Origin of the sequence: Delftia sp. WY8 (assembly GCF_018437695.1) — a bacterium.
GTDB lineage: Bacteria > Pseudomonadota > Gammaproteobacteria > Burkholderiales > Burkholderiaceae_C > Comamonas > Comamonas tsuruhatensis.
Genome location: NZ_CP049795.1, coordinates 4529330 through 4551834, shown reverse-complemented (window position 1 = coordinate 4551834; position 22505 = coordinate 4529330). Strand labels below are relative to the sequence as shown.

22 protein-coding genes are annotated in these 22505 nt (G+C 68.6%); 18 read left to right on the top strand and 4 right to left on the bottom strand.

Annotated features, from left to right (window positions below):
* Positions 1-58: 58 nt before the first annotated feature.
* From G4D77_RS20980 to G4D77_RS20955, 6 genes are all read left to right on the top strand, one after another.
* Positions 59-1132, top strand: coding sequence for an SPFH domain-containing protein (locus G4D77_RS20980; RefSeq protein WP_046240865.1), 1074 nt, complete (start codon positions 59-61; stop codon positions 1130-1132).
* Positions 1119-2051 (top strand): diacylglycerol kinase catalytic domain-containing protein, encoded by a 933-nt coding sequence (locus tag G4D77_RS20975; RefSeq protein WP_154833501.1) that lies wholly within the window; start codon positions 1119-1121, stop codon positions 2049-2051. The genes G4D77_RS20980 and G4D77_RS20975 overlap by 14 nt, the downstream gene beginning before the upstream one ends.
* A 17-nt stretch (positions 2052-2068) precedes the next feature.
* On the top strand, positions 2069-2791 hold the full coding sequence (locus G4D77_RS20970) for a DUF4291 domain-containing protein (protein WP_227740902.1): 723 nt from the start codon (positions 2069-2071) through the stop codon (positions 2789-2791).
* Entirely contained in the window at positions 2788-3360 is a 573-nt protein-coding gene (ybiA, locus tag G4D77_RS20965) for a riboflavin biosynthesis intermediates N-glycosidase (RefSeq protein ID WP_154833499.1), read from the top strand. Before G4D77_RS20970 ends, ybiA begins: the two co-directional genes overlap by 4 nt.
* 6 nt (positions 3361-3366) lie before the next feature.
* On the top strand, positions 3367-4335 hold the full coding sequence (locus tag G4D77_RS20960; protein WP_227740901.1) for an ADP-ribosylglycohydrolase family protein: 969 nt from the start codon (positions 3367-3369) through the stop codon (positions 4333-4335).
* Positions 4336-4652: 317 nt separating this feature from the next.
* A complete protein-coding gene (locus G4D77_RS20955; protein ID WP_279994192.1) occupies positions 4653-5759 on the top strand; it encodes a fimbrial protein in 1107 nt (368 codons plus the stop codon).
* Between the two features lie 15 nt (positions 5760-5774).
* On the opposite strand, the gene G4D77_RS20950 is transcribed toward G4D77_RS20955, so the two are convergent.
* Complete coding sequence (locus G4D77_RS20950) at positions 5775-6065, bottom strand: lysozyme inhibitor LprI family protein (protein ID WP_017406972.1); 291 nt, start codon at positions 6063-6065, stop codon at positions 5775-5777.
* Between the two features lie 347 nt (positions 6066-6412).
* Between G4D77_RS20950 and G4D77_RS20945 the strand changes: the two genes are divergently transcribed.
* From G4D77_RS20945 to metC, 10 genes are all read left to right on the top strand, one after another.
* On the top strand, positions 6413-7273 hold the full coding sequence (locus tag G4D77_RS20945) for a transporter substrate-binding domain-containing protein (RefSeq protein ID WP_047219606.1): 861 nt from the start codon (positions 6413-6415) through the stop codon (positions 7271-7273).
* 101 nt (positions 7274-7374) lie between these two features.
* Positions 7375-8289 (top strand): transporter substrate-binding domain-containing protein, encoded by a 915-nt coding sequence (locus G4D77_RS20940; protein ID WP_154833498.1) that lies wholly within the window; start codon positions 7375-7377, stop codon positions 8287-8289.
* On the top strand, positions 8286-9104 hold the full coding sequence (locus G4D77_RS20935) for a transporter substrate-binding domain-containing protein (RefSeq protein WP_154833497.1): 819 nt from the start codon (positions 8286-8288) through the stop codon (positions 9102-9104). The genes G4D77_RS20940 and G4D77_RS20935 overlap by 4 nt, the downstream gene beginning before the upstream one ends.
* Positions 9101-10648, top strand: a complete 1548-nt coding sequence (locus G4D77_RS20930) for an FAD-binding oxidoreductase (protein ID WP_154833496.1) — start codon at positions 9101-9103, stop codon at positions 10646-10648. Before G4D77_RS20935 ends, G4D77_RS20930 begins: the two co-directional genes overlap by 4 nt.
* The gene (locus G4D77_RS20925) at positions 10645-11916 is read left to right on the top strand and encodes an aminotransferase class I/II-fold pyridoxal phosphate-dependent enzyme (protein WP_154833495.1); all 1272 of its coding nucleotides are present in this window, start codon (positions 10645-10647) and stop codon (positions 11914-11916) included. The genes G4D77_RS20930 and G4D77_RS20925 overlap by 4 nt, the downstream gene beginning before the upstream one ends.
* Complete coding sequence (locus G4D77_RS20920; protein WP_034397155.1) at positions 11913-12662, top strand: amino acid ABC transporter permease; 750 nt, start codon at positions 11913-11915, stop codon at positions 12660-12662. The genes G4D77_RS20925 and G4D77_RS20920 overlap by 4 nt, the downstream gene beginning before the upstream one ends.
* Positions 12652-13473, top strand: coding sequence for an amino acid ABC transporter permease (locus G4D77_RS20915; protein WP_154833494.1), 822 nt, complete (start codon positions 12652-12654; stop codon positions 13471-13473). Before G4D77_RS20920 ends, G4D77_RS20915 begins: the two co-directional genes overlap by 11 nt.
* Positions 13460-14338 carry an amino acid ABC transporter ATP-binding protein gene (locus tag G4D77_RS20910; RefSeq protein WP_154833493.1) on the top strand — a complete coding sequence of 293 codons (879 nt, stop codon included), beginning with the start codon at positions 13460-13462 and terminating at the stop codon, positions 14336-14338. Before G4D77_RS20915 ends, G4D77_RS20910 begins: the two co-directional genes overlap by 14 nt.
* A gap of 26 nt (positions 14339-14364) precedes the next feature.
* On the top strand, positions 14365-15036 hold the full coding sequence (locus G4D77_RS20905; protein ID WP_154833492.1) for a cysteine dioxygenase family protein: 672 nt from the start codon (positions 14365-14367) through the stop codon (positions 15034-15036).
* Positions 15033-16256, top strand: coding sequence for a cystathionine beta-lyase (gene metC / locus G4D77_RS20900; protein ID WP_154833491.1), 1224 nt, complete (start codon positions 15033-15035; stop codon positions 16254-16256). The genes G4D77_RS20905 and metC overlap by 4 nt, the downstream gene beginning before the upstream one ends.
* Before the next feature lie 747 nt (positions 16257-17003).
* Here the strand turns inward: metC and G4D77_RS20895 are convergent.
* The gene (locus tag G4D77_RS20895; RefSeq protein ID WP_154833489.1) at positions 17004-19217 is read right to left on the bottom strand and encodes a rhodanese-like domain-containing protein; all 2214 of its coding nucleotides are present in this window, start codon (positions 19215-19217) and stop codon (positions 17004-17006) included.
* Positions 19218-19451: 234 nt separating this feature from the next.
* On the opposite strand from G4D77_RS20895, the gene G4D77_RS20890 reads away from it, so the two are divergent.
* On the top strand, positions 19452-20441 hold the full coding sequence (locus G4D77_RS20890; protein WP_016450776.1) for a tripartite tricarboxylate transporter substrate binding protein: 990 nt from the start codon (positions 19452-19454) through the stop codon (positions 20439-20441).
* A 15-nt stretch (positions 20442-20456) separates the two neighbouring features.
* On the opposite strand, the gene G4D77_RS20885 is transcribed toward G4D77_RS20890, so the two are convergent.
* Both G4D77_RS20885 and G4D77_RS20880 read right to left on the bottom strand, forming a co-directional pair.
* Positions 20457-20873, bottom strand: a complete 417-nt coding sequence (locus tag G4D77_RS20885; RefSeq protein ID WP_154833488.1) for a tautomerase family protein — start codon at positions 20871-20873, stop codon at positions 20457-20459.
* A gap of 60 nt (positions 20874-20933) precedes the next feature.
* Positions 20934-21740 carry an SDR family NAD(P)-dependent oxidoreductase gene (locus tag G4D77_RS20880; protein ID WP_046241455.1) on the bottom strand — a complete coding sequence of 269 codons (807 nt, stop codon included), beginning with the start codon at positions 21738-21740 and terminating at the stop codon, positions 20934-20936.
* 162 nt (positions 21741-21902) lie between these two features.
* Here G4D77_RS20880 and G4D77_RS20875 point away from each other — a divergent pair, with 162 nt between their 5' ends.
* Positions 21903-22469, top strand: a complete 567-nt coding sequence (locus G4D77_RS20875; protein WP_016452655.1) for a winged helix-turn-helix transcriptional regulator — start codon at positions 21903-21905, stop codon at positions 22467-22469.
* The last annotated feature ends 36 nt before the right edge of the window (positions 22470-22505 follow it).

Here is a 22505-nt window from a genome sequence, read left to right as displayed (position 1 = left end):
TTAAGTTGCACTATGCAACCCATACAAGTTGCACAGAGCAACTTAAAGGAGAAGCACCATGTTCGGCATCCGTTTCATCAAGTCCCAACCCACGGTCCACCTCATGCAGTTCCGCGCCGGCAAGGTGGTGCGCGAGGGTGCGGGCCAGTCCTTCTTCTACTACGCGCCCACCACCACCCTGGTCGCCGTGCCCGTGGGCAGCCAGGACTGCCACTTCATGCTGGAGCTGGTGACGGCCGACTTCCAGAGCGTCACCGTGCAGGGCCAGGTCACCTACCGCATCAGCACACCGCGCCAGACCGCCACGCTGATGGACTTCTCCCTGGCGCGCGACGGCCAGAAATACCTGTCCGAAGACCCGCAGCGCCTGGGCGACCGCGTGACCATGCAGGCCGAGGTCATCATCCAGCAGGCCGTGCAGGCGCTGGAGCTCAAGCAGGCGCTGCGCTCCTCGGCACTCATTGCGCGCACGGCCCAGCAGGAGCTGGCCGCCCAGCCCGAGATCGAGGCGCTGGGGCTGGAGATCCTGGGCGTCTCGGTCATGGCCGTCAAACCCACGCCCGACATCGCCCGCGCCCTGGAGGCCGAGGCGCGCGAGTCCAACCTCAAGGCTGCGGACGACGCCGTCTATGCCCGCCGCATGGCTGCCGTGGAAAACGAGCGCGCCATCCGCCAGAACGAGCTCGATACCGATGTGGCCGTGGAAAAGAAAAAGCGCCAGATCCGCGAGGCCCAGCTGGAAGCCAAGGCCGCCCAGATGCGCAAGGAAAACGAGCTGCGCGCCGAACAGATGTCCGCCGACGTGGCGCTGGAGACCAGCCGCCGCGACTTCGTCGAAGGCCAGGCCGCCAACAGCCGCACCCTGGCCGAGGCCGAGGCCTACCGCGTGGGCGCCGTCATGCAGGCCCTGGAAAAGGCCGACCCGCGCATCGTGCAATCGCTGGCCGCCGTGGGCATGCAGCCGGGCCAGCTCATCGCCCAGGCCTTTGGCGGCATTGCAGAGAAGGCCGAGCGCATCGGCCAGCTCAACGTCTCGCCCGAGCTGCTGCAGTCGCTCATGGGCGCCGGTGCAGGCCATGCAGCTGCCGTGGCCGATACCGAACCCGCAAGGAGCCGCCGTGAACGCCAATGAACACAAGACCGTGCTGGTGGTGCGGCGCACGCGGCTCGATGAGCTGGTGGCCAAGTACCACACGCTGTCCCAGGCGCGCTTCTACATCGAGCACCTGGGTGCCGACTTCGGCGACTACCTGCGCGAAAGCGCCGCCTACGCCGCCGCCCTGCAGGCCGTGGTGCAGGCGCTGGAGGCGCGCGGCCGCTACCAGATCGTGGACCGCGCCCTGGTGCCCAACTTCGTCTTCGGCGCCGACGACATCGTGGTGGCGCTGGGCCAGGACGGCATGGTGGCCAACACCATGAAATACCTGGACGGCCAGCCGCTCATCGGCGTCAACCCCGAGCCCGCGCGCTGGGACGGCCTGCTGCTGCCCTTCGCCCCCGCCGACCTGGCCGCCCTGCTGGGCGACGTGGCCGCCAACCGCCGCCCCACGCGCGCCGTCACCCTGGCCGAAGCGCGCCTGAGCGACGGCCAGGTGCTGCGCGCCGCCAACGACCTGTTCATCGGCCCGCGCAGCCATACCTCGGCCCTGTACGACATCGCGCTGGGCGACCGGCAGGAATCCCAGTCGTCCTCCGGCCTCATCGTCGCCACGGGGCTGGGCTCGTCGGCCTGGATCAAGAGCATCGTCACGGGATCGATGGGCATTGCCCGCGCCGTGCGCGGCGCATCCACCGACTTCGACTACCAGCCCTTCGCCTGGGATGCGCCACGCCTGGACTTCGCCGTGCGCGAGCCCTTTCCCAGCCGCTCCTCCACGGCCGAGCTGGTCTACGGCCAGGTCACCGCCGGCCAGCCGCTGACCCTGCGCTCGCGCATGCCCGACCATGGCGTCATCTTCTCGGACGGCATGGAGGCCGACTACCTGCAGTTCACGGCGGGCATGCAGGCCACCATCGGCCTGTCGGACCGGCAGGGCTGCCTGGTGGTGTGAAGGACCGGCCCTGCAGCGTGGCGCAGCGCCCTCAGAACACCTACAACAACAACAACAACAACAACAACAACGACAACGACAGCGACAACGACAACGAACAGACCATGAATCTCGCAACAGCACCCTACCTGCAGCAATCTGCCACCTGGCCTTCCGAGGGAGAGCACATCCTCGCCCACTACGACGACTCCACCGTGGTGGTCTACCAGGCCTATCGCCCGGCCATCGGCCTTCACGCGCTGGAGCATGGCCGGTTCGGCGGCCCGGACTTCAGCTTCACGCGCATGAGCTGGATCAAGCCCAATTTCCTCTGGATGATGTGTCGCTGCGGCTGGGCGACCAAGGCCGGCCAGGAAGTCATCCTCGGCCTGCGCATACGCCGGACTTTCTTCGAGAGCCTGCTGGATGCCGCTGTACCTTCCACCTTCAACCCCCAGCTCTACGCTGGCCTGCCCGAGTGGCAGCAAGCGGTGGCCACCTCCGAGGTGCGCCAGCAATGGGATCCGGACCATGCCCCCAGCGGCGCCAAGCTGCCGTTGCGTGCCATCCAGCTGGGCTTGCGTGGCAAGCTGCTACGCCGTTTCGCCACGGAGGAACTGCTGGAGGTCATCGACATGACATCCTTCGTCATCGAGCAGCGGGCCCATGCCCAGGATGAAAATCCGATGCTCATGACTCCCGTGGAGCGCGTCTACGTGCGGCTCGACAGGAAGAATTGCGCACCTGAGAACTCCGTATGACCACCACAGCCCACATCGCCTCCCTGCAAGACCTCCAGCACGCCATGGCCCAGGGTCTCACCCCGCGCTTCCTGCCGTTCTGGGGCCACCAGCCTGCGGCCGATGGCTCCATCGGCAAGACCTGCATGAGCCAGTGGTTCGAGGCGGGCTTCGAGGTCGATGGCCAGCACTACCCCACGGCCGAGCATTTCATGATGGCGGGCAAGGCGCGGCTGTTTGGCGACGAGGCGGCGCACGCGGCCATCGTGCGCTGCCGCACGCCGGGCGAGGCCAAGAAGCTGGGGCGTGGCATCCAGGGCTTTGATGAAGCGGCCTGGGTGGCCGCGCGCATGGGCATCGTGGTGCACGCCAACCAGGCCAAGTTCTCCCAGAACCCCGCCCTGGCCCGCTATCTGCTGAACACGGGCGACCGCGTGCTGGTGGAGGCCAGCCCCGTGGACGCCATCTGGGGCATCGGCCTGGCTGCCGACGATGTGCGCGTCACCGACCCCGCGCGCTGGCAGGGCCTGAACCTGCTGGGCTTTGCCCTCATGCAGGTGCGGGCGCGGCTGCGCAGCACCGCTCCCTGACCGACCATGATCAAGAGCACAGGCGTGGCCATGGACACGCTGGACCGATACCGTGGTGCCCTGCTGGGCCTGGCCTGCGGCGACGCCGTGGGAACGACGCTGGAATTCCAGCCGCGCGGCAGCTTTGCGCCGCTGACCGACATGGTCGGCGGCGGCCCGTTCTCGCTGCCCGCAGGCAAGTGGACCGACGACACCTCCATGGCCCTGTGCCTGGCCGAAAGCCTGCTCCAGCGCGGCGGCTGCGACCCGCAGGACCAGATGACGCGCTATGCCAACTGGTACGAATGGGGGTACTGGAGTTCCACCGGCAACTGCTTTGACATCGGCATGGCCACCAGGGCGGCCATCCAGCGCTTCCTGGCCACCGGCGATCCGCTGGCCGGGTCGCCCGACCCGGACCAGGCCGGCAACGGCTCCCTGATGCGGCTGGCGCCCGTGCCCATGTTCTTCGGCCCCGACGAGGACCTGGTGCAGCGCATGGCTGAACTCAGCTCACGCACCACCCACGCGGCACCTGAATGCCTGCAGGCCTGCCGCCTGTTCGCCGTGTCGCTGAGCCGGGCACTGCAGGGACTGCCCCGGTCGCAGGTTCTGGACCTGGGCGGCGTTCTGCAAGACGGCGCCAGCCCGCGCCTGCGGGAGATTGCCCGTGGCGACTATCGCGACAAGCCGGCCGCACAGATTCGCGGCAGCGGCTACGTGGTGGACAGCCTGGAGGCGGCCCTGTGGTGCTTTGCGAGGCATGACAGCTTTGAAGGCGCGGTACTGCAGGCCGCCAACCTGGGCGATGACGCCGACACCACGGCAGCCATCACGGGCCAGTTGGCCGGAGCCCTCCACGGCGCCAGCGGCATTGCGGGCCGCTGGCTGGAACGCCTGCACCTGGCCCCTGAGATCACAGCCCTGGCCGATGCGCTCTGGCAAGCCGCCAGAGGTGCCAGGGACGCTTCTTCGACCGCACCTCTCAGTACCTGAGCGGCCTGGCGCGCTCACGACAGTCGCCGGGGCCGCGAGCGGACTGAACCTGGCTTGTCTGCGCGACCTCCCACGCACCCGAGCTGCGTGACACGCGGGCCTTGCTCTTTACGAATGGCGTGCATGGGCGGCTTTTGACTGAGCCACGCTCCATTTTCAGAACAATCTGATTGCATCAACTCATATCTTCGGCGTAGAGTGTGAAATACCTAAGAGGCCACACATCGAATGATTCGATGCTTTCATTCCCCCCTCCTTAGTCACTCAAAAGTTCGATAAAACTATTGCGTGATATTTTCGAGAAACATACTTCAGCAATGGACCGAATCAGTATCATGCATTTTTCTTTCATTCCCTCATTTTTCTCGCAAGTACGCCGCCTTGCATTGATCGCCCTTCCATTTCTCATCGCCTTTTCAGCGGCAACGATGAACACCAATGCCTTTGCCGGGGGCGTATTCTCCCCCACCAGTTCCAGCATTTCACTGCCCGAGGAAATAACAGTACCCGGAAATTACGCCAACGGATCGACGCTATGGAAGTCTACGGTAACCGTATTTAATCTGCGAGCAGTGCTGAACACGGCATTCGAGTACGATGTTGAAAAAGCCGTTGTAGCTGCCAATGTCCAATCCGGAAGCAAGACGCCCGGATACAATAATGTCTACAGCACCAATATTCCCGGCATTGGAATCCGCTGGTGGGCCACATGGCGCGGCCCCGGCGCTCCCAGTGGCAGAACCATGCCCATTACCACCGAATCAGAAAATAATTCGGGCGCGCTGGGTTATTTCTGGAATGCTTCATCCCGCCAGGATGTCTGGATCGAGCTGGTGAAAACCGGCAACGTTTCCGCTGGCACGCTAACGGGCTCCGGGATGAACGTCGAGATGCGATTCCAGTGCCCCGGCTGCACCGCAGGATACGCCAACCTGTCCGGCCGTACCAGGGTGGTGGTCGGTCCCTCCTGCTCGGTGGCCGCCTCGGCCATCTCCGTACCCATGGGCGCTGTGCCCATCCTGCGATTCACGGGCCTCCAATCCACCTCCATCCCCCAGCACTTCGACATCACGCTGGAATGCAAGGGCGGCGCGCCCGCAAGCGTTCTGCACCCCCACGTCACGCTCACCGATGCCAACGACACCAGCAATCGGAGCACCGTCCTGACCTTGAGCCAGGCCACGTCAGGCGGCAAACCGGTTGCCACCGGAATAGGCATACAGATACTGAAGGATGGCACCGCACTCGCATACGGCCCCGACTCCAACGTGCCTGGCAACACCAACCAATGGAGTGCGGGAACCATCGTTCAGGGCGTTGCCCAGTTCAAGATCCCGCTGACTGCCAAATACGTGCAGACCGCTGCGGCAGTCACGACGGGGCAGGCCAACGGCAGGGCCACCTTCACGCTGAACTACCAGTGAGCAGCGTCCCCGCCCTCAGGGCTTCTTGTCCAGCTGCATTTCCCAGGACTTGAGCTGCTTGGCGCGGGCGCGGGCGAAGTCGCTCCAGCAGTTGGTGCGCGCATCGTCCTTGGCAAAGCTGGCCGAGTTGAACTCGGAAAGAAACTCGCAGGCACTGCGCGCGTACTGCACCCAGTTCCTCTGCGCCACTTCCAGCTCTTCCGACGCCTGGGGCATGCGCGCCTTGAGCTTGAGCGACAGCGAGACGTAGGCGGCATTGACCAGGGCCACGTTCTGCTCCTGCAGGCAGGCGCGCACCTCGGACATGTTGGTGGAGCTTTCCTCGCAATTGCCAGAACTCGTGGGATTGGCCGCCCGGGCCACGGGGCTGCCACACAACAGGGCAGCGCAGGCGAGAGGGGCGAGTAGGGACGCTAGGGCTTGGTGCATGGAAGAGGGCTCGCTGGGAGGTGCCGGTGGGTGCAGCACCCCGGCCGTCGCGATTACACCATCGACCCGCCCTGCTTCGGGCCCACATTTCCCTGGTGATCACCCTGATGCAGCGACGCAAAGCGCATAAACATGCTCCCAAAGCTTTGTTGCCGTGGGTCAAGGGCGGCCAGAAGATGCGAGCGTACGCATCTTTCGTTCGTCCCCACCGCCCCGCTCCCGCCATGCACACAAGCCCCACCCTGCGCCGCCAGCCCCGCGCCACCCTTTCCGCATCCCTGACCTTCATCGCCGCCGCGCTGGCCCTGGCCTGCACCCAGGCCCGGGCCGATGCCACGCTGGACAAGATCAAGCAGCGCGGCAAGGTCACCATTGGCGTGCTGGTCAATGGCGGGCCCTTCGGCTCCATCGATCCGTCCACCCAGCAGCTCGTGGGCTGGAACCCCGAGCTGGCACGCGCCCTGGCCAAGGGCCTGGGCGTGGAGGCCGAGCTGGTCCAGGTGCAGACCGCCACGCGCGTGCAGTTTCTGCAGGCCGGCAAGGTGGATCTGCTGATCGCCTCCATGGAGCTGAACCCCGACCGTGCCGAGACCCTGGGCTACGCGCCCACGCCCTTCTACCGCGTGGGCGGCATTGCCGCCGTGCGCAAGGGCAGCGGCATCGCCAAGTGGGAAGACCTGCGCGGCAAGCCCGTGTGCGTGTCCCAGGGCAGCAGCTTTGCCAAGCCGCTGGCCAGCGAGTACGGCGCCCAGGTGCATGGCTACAAGAGCTCGTCGGACTCGCTGCTGGCGCTCAAGGGCGGCAACTGCGTGGCCGCCGTGCATGACAGCACGCTGATCTACCCGCTGCTGCGCAGCAACCCCGAATGGGCGCAGTACTCGGCGCCCATCGCCAGCGAGGTGCTGCCCGCGCCTTCCGTGGTCTGGACCCGCAAGGGCGAGGCCGACACCATCGCCGCCGTGGACAAGGTGGTGCAGGACTGGCACCGCACGGGCTGGCTGATCGCCGCCGAAAAGCGCGTGGGCATCGAGCCGGCCAACCCGCTGCTGCCCGAGCTGCAGGCCAAGTTCAAGTCCGCCAGCTGACCGCCGACCGCCACGGCGGTCCACCCCTGCTTTTTTTCGACCACCCAGGCCCAGGCCCCGCAAGACGGGGCCGGGCCTTCCGTTCCCTGATGGATTCACGCATGCCCCGCCTTCTTCCCCCCCTTGCCGCCGCCCTGGCCCTGCTGCTGGGCGCCGGCGCCGCCCACGCCGATGCCACGCTGGACAAGATCAAGCAACGCGGCAAGCTGTCCGTGGGCATTGATGGCGCCAGCCCGCCGTTCGGCGTGCTGGACCCCGCCACCGGCAAGACCGGCGGCTACCAGACCGAGCTGGCCGCCGACATCGCGCGCCGCCTGGGCGTGCCGCTGGAGACGGTTCCCGTGACCGCCTCCACGCGCGTGCAGTTCCTGCAAAGCGGCAAGGTGGACCTGTTGATCGCCAACATCCAGTGGACGCAGGAGCGCAGCGAGATCCTCTCGTTCGCGCCCACGCCCTACGACCTGATCGGCGGCGGCGCCCTGGTGGCCAAGGCCAGCGGCATCAAGCGCTGGGAAGACCTGCGCGGCAAGGTGGCCTGCGTGTCGCAGGGCAGCAACTTCGCCAAGCCCCTGGCCGAGAGCTATGGCGCCGTGGTCAAGGGCCTGCGCGGCATTCCCGAGTCGCTGCTGGCGCTCAAGGGCGGCACCTGCGCGGCTTCGGTCCATATCCAGCCCGCGCTCTATGAAAAGCTCACCGGCCCGAATGCGACCGAGTGGAAGGACTTCGAGCTGGGTACGCAGGACCAGTTGATTCCCTCGCCCACCGTGGTGTGGACGCGCCGCGGCGAGGCCGACACCCAGGCCTTCGTGGACAAGGCCATCCAGGACTGGCACCGCACGGGCTTTCTGCTCAAGGTGGCCCGCGCCAGCGGCGTGCCCGATACCTGGATCGCCGAGCGCCACGAACGCGCGCTGAAGGGCCAGTTCGACCGCGCGCCCTACGACTTCGCGGTGTATGCGGCAGCACAAGCCGATGCGCAGGCAACCCAGGCCGCCGCCAAGGGAGCCAAGCCATGAAGCCGACTCGCACCGCACTGGCGACCCTGCTCGCCCTCACGGCCCTGGCAGCCCATGCCGACGCCACGCTGGACCGCATCAAGCAGCGCGGCAAGATCGTGGTGGGGGTGATGCTTTCAGGGCCGCCGTTCGGCACCATAGACCCCGTCACGCAAAGGCACGTGGGCTACAACGTGCAGCTGTCCGAAGGCGTGGCCAAGGGCCTGGGCGTGGGGGTGGAGACCGTGCAGGTCCAGCCGTCCAACCGCGTGCAGTTCCTGCAGCAGGGCAAGGTGGACATCCTGATCGCCAACATGCAGTGGACGCAGGAGCGCAGCGAGATCCTGTCCTTCGTGCCCACGCCGTTCGAGGAAGTCGGCGGCGCCGCCATCGCCAAGAAGGGCAGCGGCGTGCGCCAGTGGGACGACCTGCGCGGCAAGCCCGTGTGCGTGTCGCAGGGCAGCAATTTCACCAAGCCGCTGGCCGATCAATACGGCGCCCAGATCAAGGCCTTCCGGGGCCAGCCCGAGTCGCTGCTGGCCCTCAAGGGCGGCAACTGCGCGGCCGCCGTGCATGTCAGCCCCACGCTGCGCGAACTCGTGGCCAGCAATGCGGACTGGAAGGACTACGAGATCGTCTCGCCCGCCGACATCATTCCCTCGCCCTCGGTGATCTGGCTGCGCAAGGGCGAGTCCGACACGCAGGCGGCCATCGACCGCATCGTGCAGGACTGGCACCGCACGGGCTGGCTGATCGAGGTGGAGCAGCGCAACGGCATGACGCCCACGCCGCTGCTGCGCCAGCTGCACGACAAGTTCAGGAAGGCGCCCGCATGAGCACCCACACCCACACCAGCACCCACACCAGCACCAGCGGCCACATCACCGGCCCCGCCGACCTGGTCACCGCGCTGCGCCACGCCCTGGGCGATTCCCATGTCCTCACGGGTGCCGATGCGGCCGGCTACCTGACCGACCAGCATGGCCGCCTCACGGGCCAGGCCCTGGCCGTGGCACGGCCTGCCGACACGGCCCAGGTGGCGCAGCTGGTGCGCCTGTGCCGCGCCCACCGCACGCCCATCGTGGCCCAGGGCGGCAACACCGGGCTGATGGGCGGCGCCACGCCCGACGCCTCGGGCCACGCCGTGCTGCTGTCGCTGGCGCGCCTGAACCGCGTGCGCGCCATCGACACCGACAACGACACCCTGACCGTGGAAGCCGGCGCCGTGCTGGCCCATGTGCAGCAGGCAGCGCGCGATGCGGACCGGCTGTTTCCCCTCAGCCTGGGCTCCGAGGGCAGCTGCACCATTGGCGGCAACCTGTCCACCAACGCGGGCGGCACCCAGGTGCTGCGCTACGGCAACGCGCGCGAGCTGGTGCTGGGCCTGGAAGTGGTGACGGCCGAGGGCGACATCTGGGACGGCCTGCGCGGGCTGCGCAAGGACAACACCGGCTATGCGCTGCGCGACCTGTACGTGGGCAGCGAAGGCACGCTGGGCATCATCACGGCGGCCACGCTGCGCCTGCATCCGCTGCCCCGCGCCCAACACACGGCCCTGCTGGCCTTTGGCTGCATACGCGATGCGGTGGCCTTCCTCAGCCAGGCGCGGGCGGGCTTCGGTGCCAGCCTGACGGCGTTCGAGCTGATGTCGGACACGGCCCTGGGCCTGATAGCCCGCCATGTGCCCGAGCAGCCGATACCGCTGGCGCTCAAGGCGCCCTGGTTTGCGCTGATCGAGCTGTCCGACAGCGAGGGCGAGGACCATGCGCGCCAGCGCTTCGAGTGCGTGGTGGGCCAGGCCTTCGAGGACGGCCTGATCACCGATGCCGCCATTGCCGAGAGCCTGCAGCAAAGCCAGGCCCTGTGGCGGCTGCGCGACCAGGCCCTGGGCGAGGCCCAGCGGCGCGACGGCCGCAACATCAAGCACGACGTGTCGGTACCCATCTCGCGCATCCCCGACTTTCTTGCGGCCACGGCCGCGCTGCTGCAGGCGCGCTTTGGCGCCGTGCGGCCCGTGGCCTTCGGGCACCTGGGCGACGGCAACCTGCACTACAACGTGTCGCACGCGCCGGACAGCACGCCCGCGCAGCTGTTTGCCCAGGAAGACGCCATCCACGAGGTGGTGCACGACAGCGTGCACGCCCACGGCGGCTCCATCAGCGCCGAGCACGGCGTGGGCCAGACCAAGCGCGACCTGCTGCCCCGCTACAAGAGCGCCGTGGAGCTGCAGCTCATGCGGCGTCTCAAGCAGGCCTTCGACCCGCTGGGCCTGCTCAATCCCGGCAAGGTGCTGCAGCCCCTGCCGGACGATTTGCCGCACGACTTGCCGCAGGTTTCTCCAACGCCAGCCGCCGCATTCCAGGAAGGCCCCACGCCATGACCACGCCCTTTCCCCTTTCGCAGCGCGTGCAGCGCGTCAGGCTCTCGCCCAATGCCGCGGCCAGCGCGCGGGCCACGGCCCTGGCCCGCCAGGGCCGCGACATCATTGCGCTGACCACGGGCGAGCCCGATTTCGACACGCCCGAGCCCATCAAGCAGGCCGCCATCGCGGCCCTGGCCCGTGGCGAAACCAAGTACACGCCCACGCCCGGCACGGCCGCGCTGCGCCAGGCCATCAGCGCCAAGTACCGGCGCGAGAACGGCCTGGACTTCGACGCCGGGCAGATCATCGTCAGCAACGGCGGCAAGCAGGTGATCTACAACGCGCTGGCGGCCACGCTGGACGCGGGCGACGAGGTCATCGTGCCGGCGCCGTACTGGCCTTCGTTTCCCGACATCGTGCGCGTGAACGACGGCACGCCGGTCATCGTGGACTGCGGCATTGAGCAGGGCTTCAAGCTCACGCCGGCCGCGCTGCAGGCCGCCATCACGCCGCGCACGCGCTGGCTGGTGCTGAACACGCCGGGCAACCCCTCGGGCGCCGTCTACAGCCGCGAGGAACTGGCCGCCCTGGCCCAGGTGCTGCGCCAGCACCCGCAGGTTCTGGTGCTGCTGGACGAGCTGTACGAGCACATCTGGTTCACGCCCCAGGCCCCCGCGCACTGGCTGGCCGTGGCCCCCGACCTGCGCGAGCGCACGCTGCTGGTCAACGGCGTCTCCAAGACCTATGCCATGACCGGCTGGCGCATCGGCTGGGGCGCAGGCCCGGCCGCGCTGGTGCAGGCCATGGTGGTGATCCAGTCGCAGGCCTCGTCAGGCCCCAATTCCGCGGCACAGGCCGCAGCCACGGCGGCGCTGCAGTCGCCCGACCAGAGCTTTGTGCAGCAGGCCCGCAACGCCTATGCGCGGCGCGCGCAACGGGTCACCCAGGCGCTGGCCCAGGTGCCGGGCCTGGCCCTGCTGCCGCCGGGCGGATCGTTCTTTGCCTTTGTGCACTGCGGCGCGCTGATAGGCCACCTGCGCCCGGACGGCCAGCCCATCGCCAGCGACACCGACCTGACCGAATGGCTGCTGGAGTCCGAAGGCGTGGCTGCCGTGGATGGCGGGGCCTACGGCCTGTCGCCCTACTTCCGTATCTCCACGGCCGCCAGCGACGAGGTGCTGGCCGAGGCCACGGCCCGCATCGCACGCGCCGTGGCCGCGCTGAAAGACCCCGCTGCGCAAGCGCAAGCGCATGCACAGCCGGCCGCCCTGGAGGCCGTGCCATGAACGACAGCCTGCTTGCCCAGGGCGTGCAAGCGCTCAAGGGCCTGGGCCTGAACTACGCCTTCGTGCTGGATGTGTCCGAGCGCCAGGCCTTTGTGCGCGGCATGTTCGTGACCGTGCAGCTGGCCCTGCTGACCATTGCCGGCAGCCTGGCGGCCGGCGTGGCGCTGGCGGCGGCCCTGACCTCGGGCCGCGCCTGGCTGGCACGGCCTGCGCGCGCCTTTGTGGAGGTCACGCGCAACACGCCCACGCTGGTGCAGCTGTACTGCGCCTTCCTGGTGCTCAACATGCTGATCACCCAGCAGCTGCGCGACTGGGGCGCGGGCAACAACCCGCTCACGCCCTTTGTCTGGGTGGTGATCGTGGTCTCGCTGCACAAGGGCGTGTTCCATGCCGAGGCGCTGCGCGCCGGCATCGAGGCCGTGCCCGCCACCACGCTGGAGGCGGCACGCTCGCTGGGCTTTTCGCAGCGCCAGCTGCTGGTGCGCGTGCAGCTGCCGCTGGCCGTGCGCTTTGCCCTGCCCTCGCTGACCAACAACCTGGTGGACCTGGTGAAGATGACGGCCGTGGCCTCGGCCATTGCCGTGGGCGACGTGACCTACGAGTCCATCATGATCTGGTCGCAGCGCGACAACGTGCTGGAGCTGCTGCTGCTCATCCTGCTGTGGTTCGGCCTGCTGACCTGGCTGGTCAGCCTGGCGGGCCGCTGGCTGGAACAACACCTGAGGATGCCCGGCTATGGCCAATGAAGCCACCCTGAACCCCGGCGCCGCGCCCCGCCCGCTGCCCGCCGCCCTGCTGCGCGCGGCGCGCAGCCCCTGGCTGATCGCAGGCGCCGCACTGCTGGCCCTGTGCGCCTGCTGGGCCGCCACGGACAGCACCCCGCCCGCCTTCGTGCACCTGTGGAAATGGCTGCCTGCGCTGCTGCGCGGCCTCCTGGTCAACATCGAGATCAGCGTGCTGGCCGTGGCCATCGGCACCGTGGCCGGCCTGGTGCTGGGCGCCCTGTCGCTGTCGCCCACGCCGGCCGTGCGCACGGGCGTGCGCTGGTATGTGCAGCTGTTTCGAAATGCGCCCATCCTGGTGCTCATCTACTTCACCACCTATGTGTTCCCGTTCGAGCTGAAGCTGGTGGGCTGGACCTTTCCGTTCCCCGACTGGGTCAAGGTGGTGCTGGGCCTGGCCCTGCCCACCAGCGCCAACGTGGCCGAGATCTTCCGGGGAGCCATCCAGTCCATTCCCAGCGCGCAGTGGGAGGCGGCCCAGTCGCTGGCCTTTCGCCGCAGCGAGATCTTCCGCCTCATCGTGCTGCCGCAGTGCGTGCGCCGCATGCTGCCGCCGTGGATGAACCTCTACGCCAGCATCACCATGAGCACCTCGCTGGCCTCGCTGGTGGGCGTGCACGACGTGGTGGACACCGCCCAGATCGCCAGCAACACCGTGGCACGCACGGACTTCACCATCCTTGTGTACTTCACGCTGCTCGCGCTGTTTTTCGCCTATTGCTATCCGATTGCCCGCGCCACCCGCGCCCTGGAGCGACGCCATGAACGCCACTGACTCCTTTCTCTCCCAACTCGCCACTGCCGATGCCCCAGCAGGCACGGCGCCCGCACTGGTCCACCTGCAGGATGTGCACCTGTCCTTTGGCGACAACCAGGTGCTCCAAGGCATCGACGTGCAGGTGCGGCGCGGCGAGGCGGTGACCATCATCGGGCCCTCGGGCTCGGGCAAGTCCACCATCCTGCGCTGCATCACCGGCCTGCTGCGGCCCCAGCGCGGCGCCATCTCGGTGGCGGGCACGCGCGTGGACCAGCTGCGCACCGAGGCCGAGCTGATCGCCCTGCGCAAGCGCGTGGGCTTCGTCTTCCAGCAGTACAACCTGTTCCCCCATCTGTCGGTGCTGGAGAACCTGGTCATCGCCCCCACGCGCGTGGTCGGCCGCGACCGCGCCACGGCCGAGCGCGAGGCCCGCGCCCTGCTGCAGAAGGTGCGCCTGGACCACAAGGAATCCGCCTACCCCGGCGAGCTGTCCGGCGGCCAGCAGCAGCGCGTGGCCATTGCGCGCGCCCTGGCCATGCGGCCCGAGCTGATCCTGTTCGACGAAGTGACATCGGCCCTGGACCCCGAGACCGTGGGCGAGGTGCTGACCGTGATCCGCGACCTGGTCAGGGACGGCATGACCTGCGTGCTGGTCACGCACGAAATGCGCTTTGCAGAGGAGGTCAGCGACCAGGTCTATTTCACCGAGGCCGGCCGCATCGTCGAGCACGGCCCGGCCGCCCAGATCTTCGGCAGCCCGCGCAGCGAGCGCACGCGCGAATTCCTGCAACGCGCCCTGGGCGATGGTGCACGGCCCAGGCCTGCGCCAGCCGCTCCGGTAACAACGCCGCTGCCCTTCAACAGCCTGCGCTTTGCCCTTTGATCCCCCACCTCCAGGAGCACATCCCCATGACCGCAGAAACAACGACTGAAACCCCGGCCGGCACAGGCGCAGATACAGGCATCCATACAGACGCCGCCGCCCTGCGCCGCCAGGCCGTGGACGCCGCCCTGGCCGACGTGCGCCAGCTGCTGCAGGCCGGCGCGCCCGACCGCAGCACCCTGTCGGCCATCACCGCACGCCTGGAGCAGCTGGCCGCGCACAAGGCCTTGTTCAGCCGCGCGGACTTCCCCCCGCCCGCGCAGACCGAGGGCGTGGGCGCCTCCACGCGCTACCGCCTCAACCCGGCCGATGGCGATGCGGGCCTGGCCCTTTACCTGAACTCCATCAACCCCGGCAAGACCACGGCCCCGCACAACCACACGACCTGGGCCGTGATCGTTGCCGTCGAAGGCCAGGAGCTCAACCGCCTCTACGAGCGCACGGACGACCGCAGCGACCCCGCACGCGCCAGCATCCACCTGGCGCGCGAATTCACCGTGCAGCCGGGCGCCTCCATCGCCTTCCTGCCCGATGACATCCACAGCATTGCCGTGGTGGGCGAGCAGCCCACGCTGCACTTCCATCTCTACGGCCAACCGCTGGAAACCCTGAGCGGCCGCGTGGCCATCGACCCCGACACCGGCGAAGTCAAGAACTACAACGCCGCCTACTTCCGTCCCAGCGAGGCCGTGGCATGAGCATCCCCCAAGACAAGCACCGGCCCCTGGGCCCGTCGACCCGCCTGCTGCACGCAGGCACGCCGCAGCTGCAGGGCGGCTCCGGCCCCGTCAACGTGCCCGTGGTGCGCACCAGCACCGTGCGCTTTGCCGACAGCGCCGCCTACGCCGACCTGCACCACCGCCGCGAGGCCGGCGAGCGCGTGGCCTCCTACGGCCGCCACGGCCTGGACACGCACCGCGCGCTGGAAGACGCCGTGGTCGCGCTGGAGGGCGGGCACCGCGCCTTTCTCACGCCCTCGGGCCTGTCCGCCATCACCCTGGTGCTCATCGCCCTGCTCTCGCCCGGCGACCATGCCCTGGTGGCCGACAGCGTCTACTCTCCCGTGCGCCGCGTGGACGCCACCTTGCTGCAGCGCCTGGGCATCACGCTGGAGTACTTCTCGCCCTCGCGCGACGATCTGGCCGGCAAGATCCGCCCCAACACCCGCCTGGTCTACCTGGAGTCGCCCAGCTCCCTGCTCTACGAGGTGCTGGACCTGCCCGCCCTGGCCGCCGTGGCGCGCCAGCACGGCATTGCCGTGGCCACCGACAACACCTGGAGCGGCGGCTGGTTCTACCAGCCCCTGGAGCACGGCGCCAACCTCTCCATCCAGGCCGCGACCAAGTACATCGCCGGCCACTCCGACGTGATGCAGGGCATCGTCATCACCGACGGCCCCGCGCTGTCGAAGAAGATATCCACCGCCTACGAGGCCCTGGGCCTGACCATAGGCGCCGACGACGCCTACCTGGCACTGCGCGGCCTGCGCACCCTGCCCGTGCGCCTGGCCCAGCACCAGCGCCACGCCACCGAAATCGCCCAGTGGCTTGAGCAGCAGCCCCAGGTCGGCCGCGTCTTCTACCCGGCCCTGCCGTCCGATCCCGGCCATGCGCTGTGGAAGCGGGACTTCAGCGGGGCCAGCGGGCTGGTGTCATTCGCGTTTGCCGAAGGGGTGGACGCCGGTGCCGGCGCCGTGTTCGTTGACTCGTTGCGGCAGTTTGCGCAGGGGGCTTCCTGGGGCGGGTACGAGAGCCTGGCGCTGGTGGCGCAGCCTGAGCGGTTGCGGGAGCACAGTGTGTGGACGGGGACTGCGCCTGTGGTGCGGCTGCATGTGGGGCTGGAGGATCCTTTGGATCTGATTGCGGATCTGGAGAGGGGGTTTGGGGGGGTGGTGGAGCGGTTCAGGTTGGCTGCCTGAGATTTTTGGGCGCTGCTGCGTTTGCTGCGTGCGCTGCGTTTGCTGCGCTTGCTGGTTCTGGCCCTGCCGGGGGGTTTCTTTTCGAGGCCGGGTCTCGGCCCGGCGGCCGACCTACTTTCCTTTGTTTCGCCAAAGGAAAGTAGGCAAAGCAAAGGCGACCCGGATGTCCGCGACCCTCCGCTTCGCTGCGGGCAACCTGCGTCGTGGCGGTTGCGGGGTTCGCCGTGAAACTCTCTTCGCGCTGCGCGCTACGTTCAAACATCACGGCGAGTCAGATGACGAAGCAGTCCTGTCCTTCGGCAGGACTGCAACCCCGCAACCACCACGCCGCAGGCGCTGACATACGGGGAGTTTGCCCGGGCCTTCGCTTCGCTCGGCCCCTGGTTTGAAACCGAACGCAGTGATGGCGTTGGCTGTTGGCTGCCCCAGCCTCCCCCCCTCTGCCCACGCCTGCGTTGGGCGGGATGCGGGGTGGCAGCCCTGCCGAAGGACAGGGCTGCTTCGTCATCTGACTTGCCGCAGTTGTTTGAGCGGCGCGCGAAGCGCAAAGCGAGTTCTGCGGCACACCCCGCATCCCGCCCAACGCAGGTCGCCCGCAGCGAAGCGAAGGGTCGTGGGCAGTTCGGGGCGCGCTTCTTTGCCCCGCTTTCTTGTCGCGCGACAAGAAAGCGGGTCGGCCGCCGGGCCGAAACCCGGCCCCGAAAAACAACCACCCGGCAGGGACAAAAAGCAGACCCAGAGCCAGACTCAAACAGCAGGCACCAGCCGAATCTCAGAAGCCCACCCATCCCTCTCCAACTGCCCCACCAACCCCAACTCCCAATCCAGATAAGCCCGAAACCCCGCATCCCTCAACCCCAGATCCCGATGCGCATAAGGGCTGTACCACTGATCATCATCCCCCGTCAGCACATCAGCATCACCTTGCCCCAATGGCAACCCCGCAGCGGCCCAGGCGGAAGTCCCGCCCACCACGGAACGCACATCGCGCCCCGTGCGCGCCGCCAGTTCGGCCGCCACGCTGCGCGCCAGCACGCCGTCCGGCGAGGTCAGCACCACGACCTGGGCCGGCGGCAGGGCCTGCACGAAGGAGGGCAGACGATCAGGCACGGCAAAGCGCGCACCGGCGATGTGCTGCTTCTCGAAGGCGGGCCGGCTGTCCACGTCGAAGACGATGGCCCGGCCTTCGCCCAGCAGTTCCTGCGCCTGCTGCACGGACAGCTGGGGCGCAGGCGCGTGGGAGGCGAGCACGCGCACGGGTTCGGCGCCGACCTCCAGGGTGGCCAGCGTGGGCGGAACGTAGGTGAAGACTTCCCAGCCCAGTTGGGCCAGCCAGGCGCCGGTGGTGAGGGCGCGCACGCCGTCCCAGTCGGCCAGCACGATGCGTGCGCCGCGCGTGGCCGCGTATTCGTCGGTGGCCTGCACGAGTTGGCCGCCCGGCGCCCAGCGCCAGCCGGGCAGGTGGCCGGCCTGGTATTCCTCGCGGGTGCGCACGTCGAAGCGGTAGAGCGTGCGTTCGGTGGCTTCGGACTCGAAGCGGGCCAGTTCGGCCGCATCAATGGATTGCACGCCCGCGCGCTGTGCCACGCTGGCTGCGCGCTCGCGGGCGGTGGCCAGGGCGACGGCGCCGGGCTCGGGCAGCGGGGTGCGGCGGCCATGGGCCAGCCTGCGGCCGGTGAGCAGCCAGTCCATGGTGCCGTTGCGCAGCGAGACGACCTGGTTGGGGATGCCGGCGTCGATCAGGGTCTGCGCGCCCACGATGGAGCGCGTGCGGCCCGCGCAGTTGACGACGACCAGGGTTTGCGGGTCCGGGGCGATTTCGCCGATGCGGTAGACCAGTTCGGCCCCCGGCACGCTGAGCGCAAAGGGCAGGCTGAAGGCCGCGAATTCCTCGGGCGTGCGGCTGTCGACGACGACGATGTTGTCGCCGCGCTGCACGCGCGCGCCCAGCTCGTCCGAGGTGATCCAGGGCGTGTGCTTTTCATGCTCGATGACTTCGCCGAAGGCCTTGCTGGGCACGTTGGTGCCGCTGAAGATTTCCAGCCCCTCGGCCGCCCAGCCTTCGGTGCCGCCTTCGAGCACGGAGACATTGGGCCAGCCCAGGCGCACGAGCTTGGCCGCAGCCTCATGGGCCAGGGAGCCGTCGCCATCCACCAGCACGATGCGCGTGCCCCGGCGCGGCACCAGGCGGTCGATGAGCTGCTCCAGCCGCCAGGCCGGGGCGGGCGCCGCGAACAGGATGTGGCGGTGTGCGAAGACACCGGCCTCGCGCACGTCGAGCACGGCGATTTCCTCGCCGTCGGCCAGGGCCTGCCGAAGAGCGGCCGGTGTGACCAGCGCATGGCGAATCGACTTGGGCGGGCCGAAGGTGCGGAAGCTGCCGCCCTCCAGGCTCTCGAAGACCACGCGCTCGGGCATGCGCTCCAGGCCGCGCCCGTAGAAGTGCAGGTGCAGGCCGGGCTCCTCGCCGATCAGCTCGATGGTGTGCACGTCGGTGGGCGTGAGCACCACCGAGGTTCCGCTGCCCACATCGACGCTGCGGCCCACCGCCAGGGTGTCGCGCAGCGGGTCGTCGGTCTTGCCGCGTGTGAAGAACACGTTGCGCTCCACGCCTTCGACGCCCGCGATGATGGCCCAGGTGGTGTGGTCATGCGGCGGCTGGGACTTGCCCGGCAGGCCGGTGGACAGGTACAGCGCATAGCGCCCGCCCAGGTCTTCGCTGAGCCGGTAGACCTGGGCCGGGTTGCTGGCCGAGACGGGGAAGTGCGCGTGCGGGAACAGTTCGCGCTGCAGGCCCAGCGCCTCCAGCTCGCGGGCCACGGCCTGCAGTTGCTCGGGCGTGGCCCGCTCGGGATCGGGGAGCAGGCGCCGGGCCGTGGCGATGAAGCCGGTGATGGCGGCTGCGCGGCGGCTGGCCACGTCGCTGCCGCTGAAGTCGATGGAGAGATGGGTCTGTGTCATGGGAGTGCCTGGGAGGACGTTCGCGGGAGGACACGAAGTTAGGCCTCTCCCGCCCCGGCGCCAACGACGCATTGCAGATATGGATATGAGCTTTGGGCACTGCGCGCGCATGCGTGGGGCAAGCGTGACGCACGTTGTGCGGCAGCCGCATATGCATAGCCGCAATGCTTAGTTCACGCCGCGCCAGGAGCCTCCCAGACTGCGGGCATCGACTCTCTGCACTCCGGCATTCCCATGATCCGCACCCCGTCTGCGCTGCGCGCACTGCTGCTTCCCCTGTTCTCCGCCCTGGCCCTGCACGCGCCGGCGGCCCTGGCCTCGGCCGACAGCTTTCCGAACAAGCCGGTGCGCATCATCGTGCCCGTGGCGCCCGGGGGCAGCGCCGACAAGCTCACGCGCACGCTGGCCGACAAGCTGGCCGCGCTGTGGGGCCAGTCGGTGGTGGTGGAGAACGTGGCCGGGGCCAGCGGCACCATCGGCGCGGCCAAGGTGGCCAAGGCCGCGCCCGATGGCTACACCCTGCTGCAGCAGGGCGAGGGCCTCACGCTCAACGGCCTGCTGTTCGCCCAGTTGCCCTACGACACGCAAAAGGCCTTCACGCCCATCATCAAGGCCGTGGTCAATCCGCAGGTGCTGGTGGTCAACCCCGGCACGGGCCTGAACACGCTGGGCGACTACCTGGCCCGCGCCAAGGCCAAGCCGCAAAGCATCAGCCTGGGCCTGCCCGGCAATGGCGGCATTGCCCATGTGGCGCATGAAATCCTCACGCAGGAGACGGGCGCCAAGGTCAACTACATCCCCTACCCGGGCGGTGGCCCCGCCGCGCTGGACGTGCTGGGCGGCCACACCGACGCCACGCTGATCACGCTGGCCGCCGTGACCGAGTACGTGCGCGCCGGCAAGCTGCGCGCCCTGGCCGTGACCACGCCCTACCGCTCCGACGCCCTGCCCCAGGTACCCACCATGGCCGAGGCCGGCGTGCCCGGCTTCTCGGTGGAGAGCTGGCAGGGCTACTTCGCGCCGGCCGGCACGCCCGCACCCATCGTCGCCAAGATCAACCGCGACCTGCAGACCGTGCTGCAGGCGCCCGATGTGCGCGCGCAGCTGGAGCACATGGGCTTCAAGGTGGCGGGCGGCTCCCCGGCCGACCTGGGCCAGAGCCTGCAAAGCGAGCGCCCGCGCTACGCCCGCGCGATCCAGTCGGCGGGGCTGTCGCTGCGCTGAGGTGCAGGCAGGACCTCAGAGGGGAGAGGGCCGATTGTCCAGGCGCCACTTCTCTCCCTCGGGCGTGCCCGGCACGGGCGGGCGCAGGCCCTGGATGCTCCACAGGCTGAAGGGCGTCTCGTCCACATGCATCTCCCAGCGCAGGCCCCGGTCGGCAATGAAGGGGGACAGCTGCCGCCGCACGCCTTCGAGGAACCGTGTCTTGGTCTCCTCGTCGCGGATCTGCCGCGCGATGTGGTCCACGGAGATGCGCACGAAATCATCCGCAGGCTCGCCGCCGATGAAGAACGAAGTGCGCGCGACGGCCTCGAACACCACGCCCACGTAAAAGCGCGGCAGGTCGCCGTAGACGGCCGTGATGCGCTGGGCGATGGCCTGTTTGTCTTTATCGCTGAAGGCGTTTTCGGGGTGGTAGATCTTCCACAGGGGCATGGCTTTCTCCGGGGCAAAAAGAGGAGTACGGGAATCCGGGGTGGCGACGCAGCGCGGCCGTCAGGCCGGCTGGCCTGCATCCGCAGCCTGGTAGCGCGCCGCCGGCACGCCGCTGAGCGTCAGCGCCTTGACGAGATTGGCGCGCGATTGGTCAAAGTCCAGCCAGGCGGTCGTGCTGCCCAGCGTGGGAAAGCAGATGGCCTCGCCCTGGTCCAGCGCCGCCAGGGCCGTGTCCACCAGGGTCTCGGGCGACATGAACAGGTGCTCGGGAAAAGGAGAAGGCTTGCCCCCGAAGAACTCCGAGCGCACCAGGCTGGGCATCACGGCCTGCACGGTGACGCCGCTGGGTGCCAGCTCGGCCTGCAGCGAGCGCGTGAAGCTCAGCACATAGGCCTTGGAGGCGCTGTAGCTGGAGGCGCCCGGCAAGGGCATCAGGGCCAGGATGGAGCCGATGTTGATCAGCGTGCCCCGGCCGCGCGTGGCGAACAGCCGCGCTGCCGCCAGCGACAGCCGCGTCAGCGCATGGATGTTGACCATGACCAGGCGGTCGACTTCGCGCGCATCCACCTGGGCCGCCGGACCCAGGGCGCCCAGGCCGGCGCAGTTGACCAGCATGGCTATGTCGCGCTGCCCATCGAACAGGGCCTCCACGCGCTGCAGGCCGGCGGCGTCGGCCAGGTCGGCCGCCACCACCTCGACCTGGCGGCCATGGTCGTCGCGCAGGCGCTGTGCCAGCGCCTGCAGCCGGTCCAGGCGGCGCGCGACCAGGATCAGGTCATGGCCGCGTGCGGCCAGGCGATCGGCATAGACGGCGCCGATGCCGGAGGAGGCGCCAGTGACGACGGCGGTGCCTTGATGCGTGCTCATGGGAGAAGTCCTTGCTTGGATCAAGCGGTGGTTGAAAGTGGCTTCAACTATAAACTTCAATCATTAGAGCTACAAGCACGCAATCCACCTCTGCGGACCGGGCTTGCGTTTTGCTGAGACACTCCTGGCCTGCGACAACGCGAACAGACAACGAGGAATTCCATGCGATCCAAGAGCTTCGAGGGCATGGCCTGCTCGATCGCCACCACGCTGGAGGCCGTAGGCGACCGCTGGGCCATGCTGGTGCTGCGCGACCTGATGCTGGGCCTGAGCCGCTATGACGACCTGAGAAAGTCCACGGACATCACCAACGCCACGCTGACCGACCGCCTGCGCCAGCTGGAGCAGTCCGGCCTGGTCGAGCGCCGCCTCTACCAAAGCGGCCCGGACCGCTACGAGTACCTGCTCACGCCCAAGGGCCGCGACCTGTCCCTGGTGATCCAGGCGCTGGCCCAGGTCGGCGACCGGTGGCGCCTGCAGCAAGAAGCGCAGCCGCCCATGCGCTTTGTGCGTGCGCAGTCGGGCACGCCCCTGCGGCTGGCGCTGGTGGAGGAGGAGTCGGGCCGCAGCGTGCCCTTTTCCGAGCTGCGCGTGGAGGCCGGCCCCGGCGCGGACGACCTGACGCGCTGGCGGCTGTCCAAGCTGGCCGCGCAGGCCGGGACGCCGGCAGCGGCTTGCGGCGTTGCGCCCGCAAGGCGCATGGCGAAGGCGCAAGGCTCGGGCCACTGACCACGGAGGTCAGTGGCCGGCCCGCTCGCTGCCTGT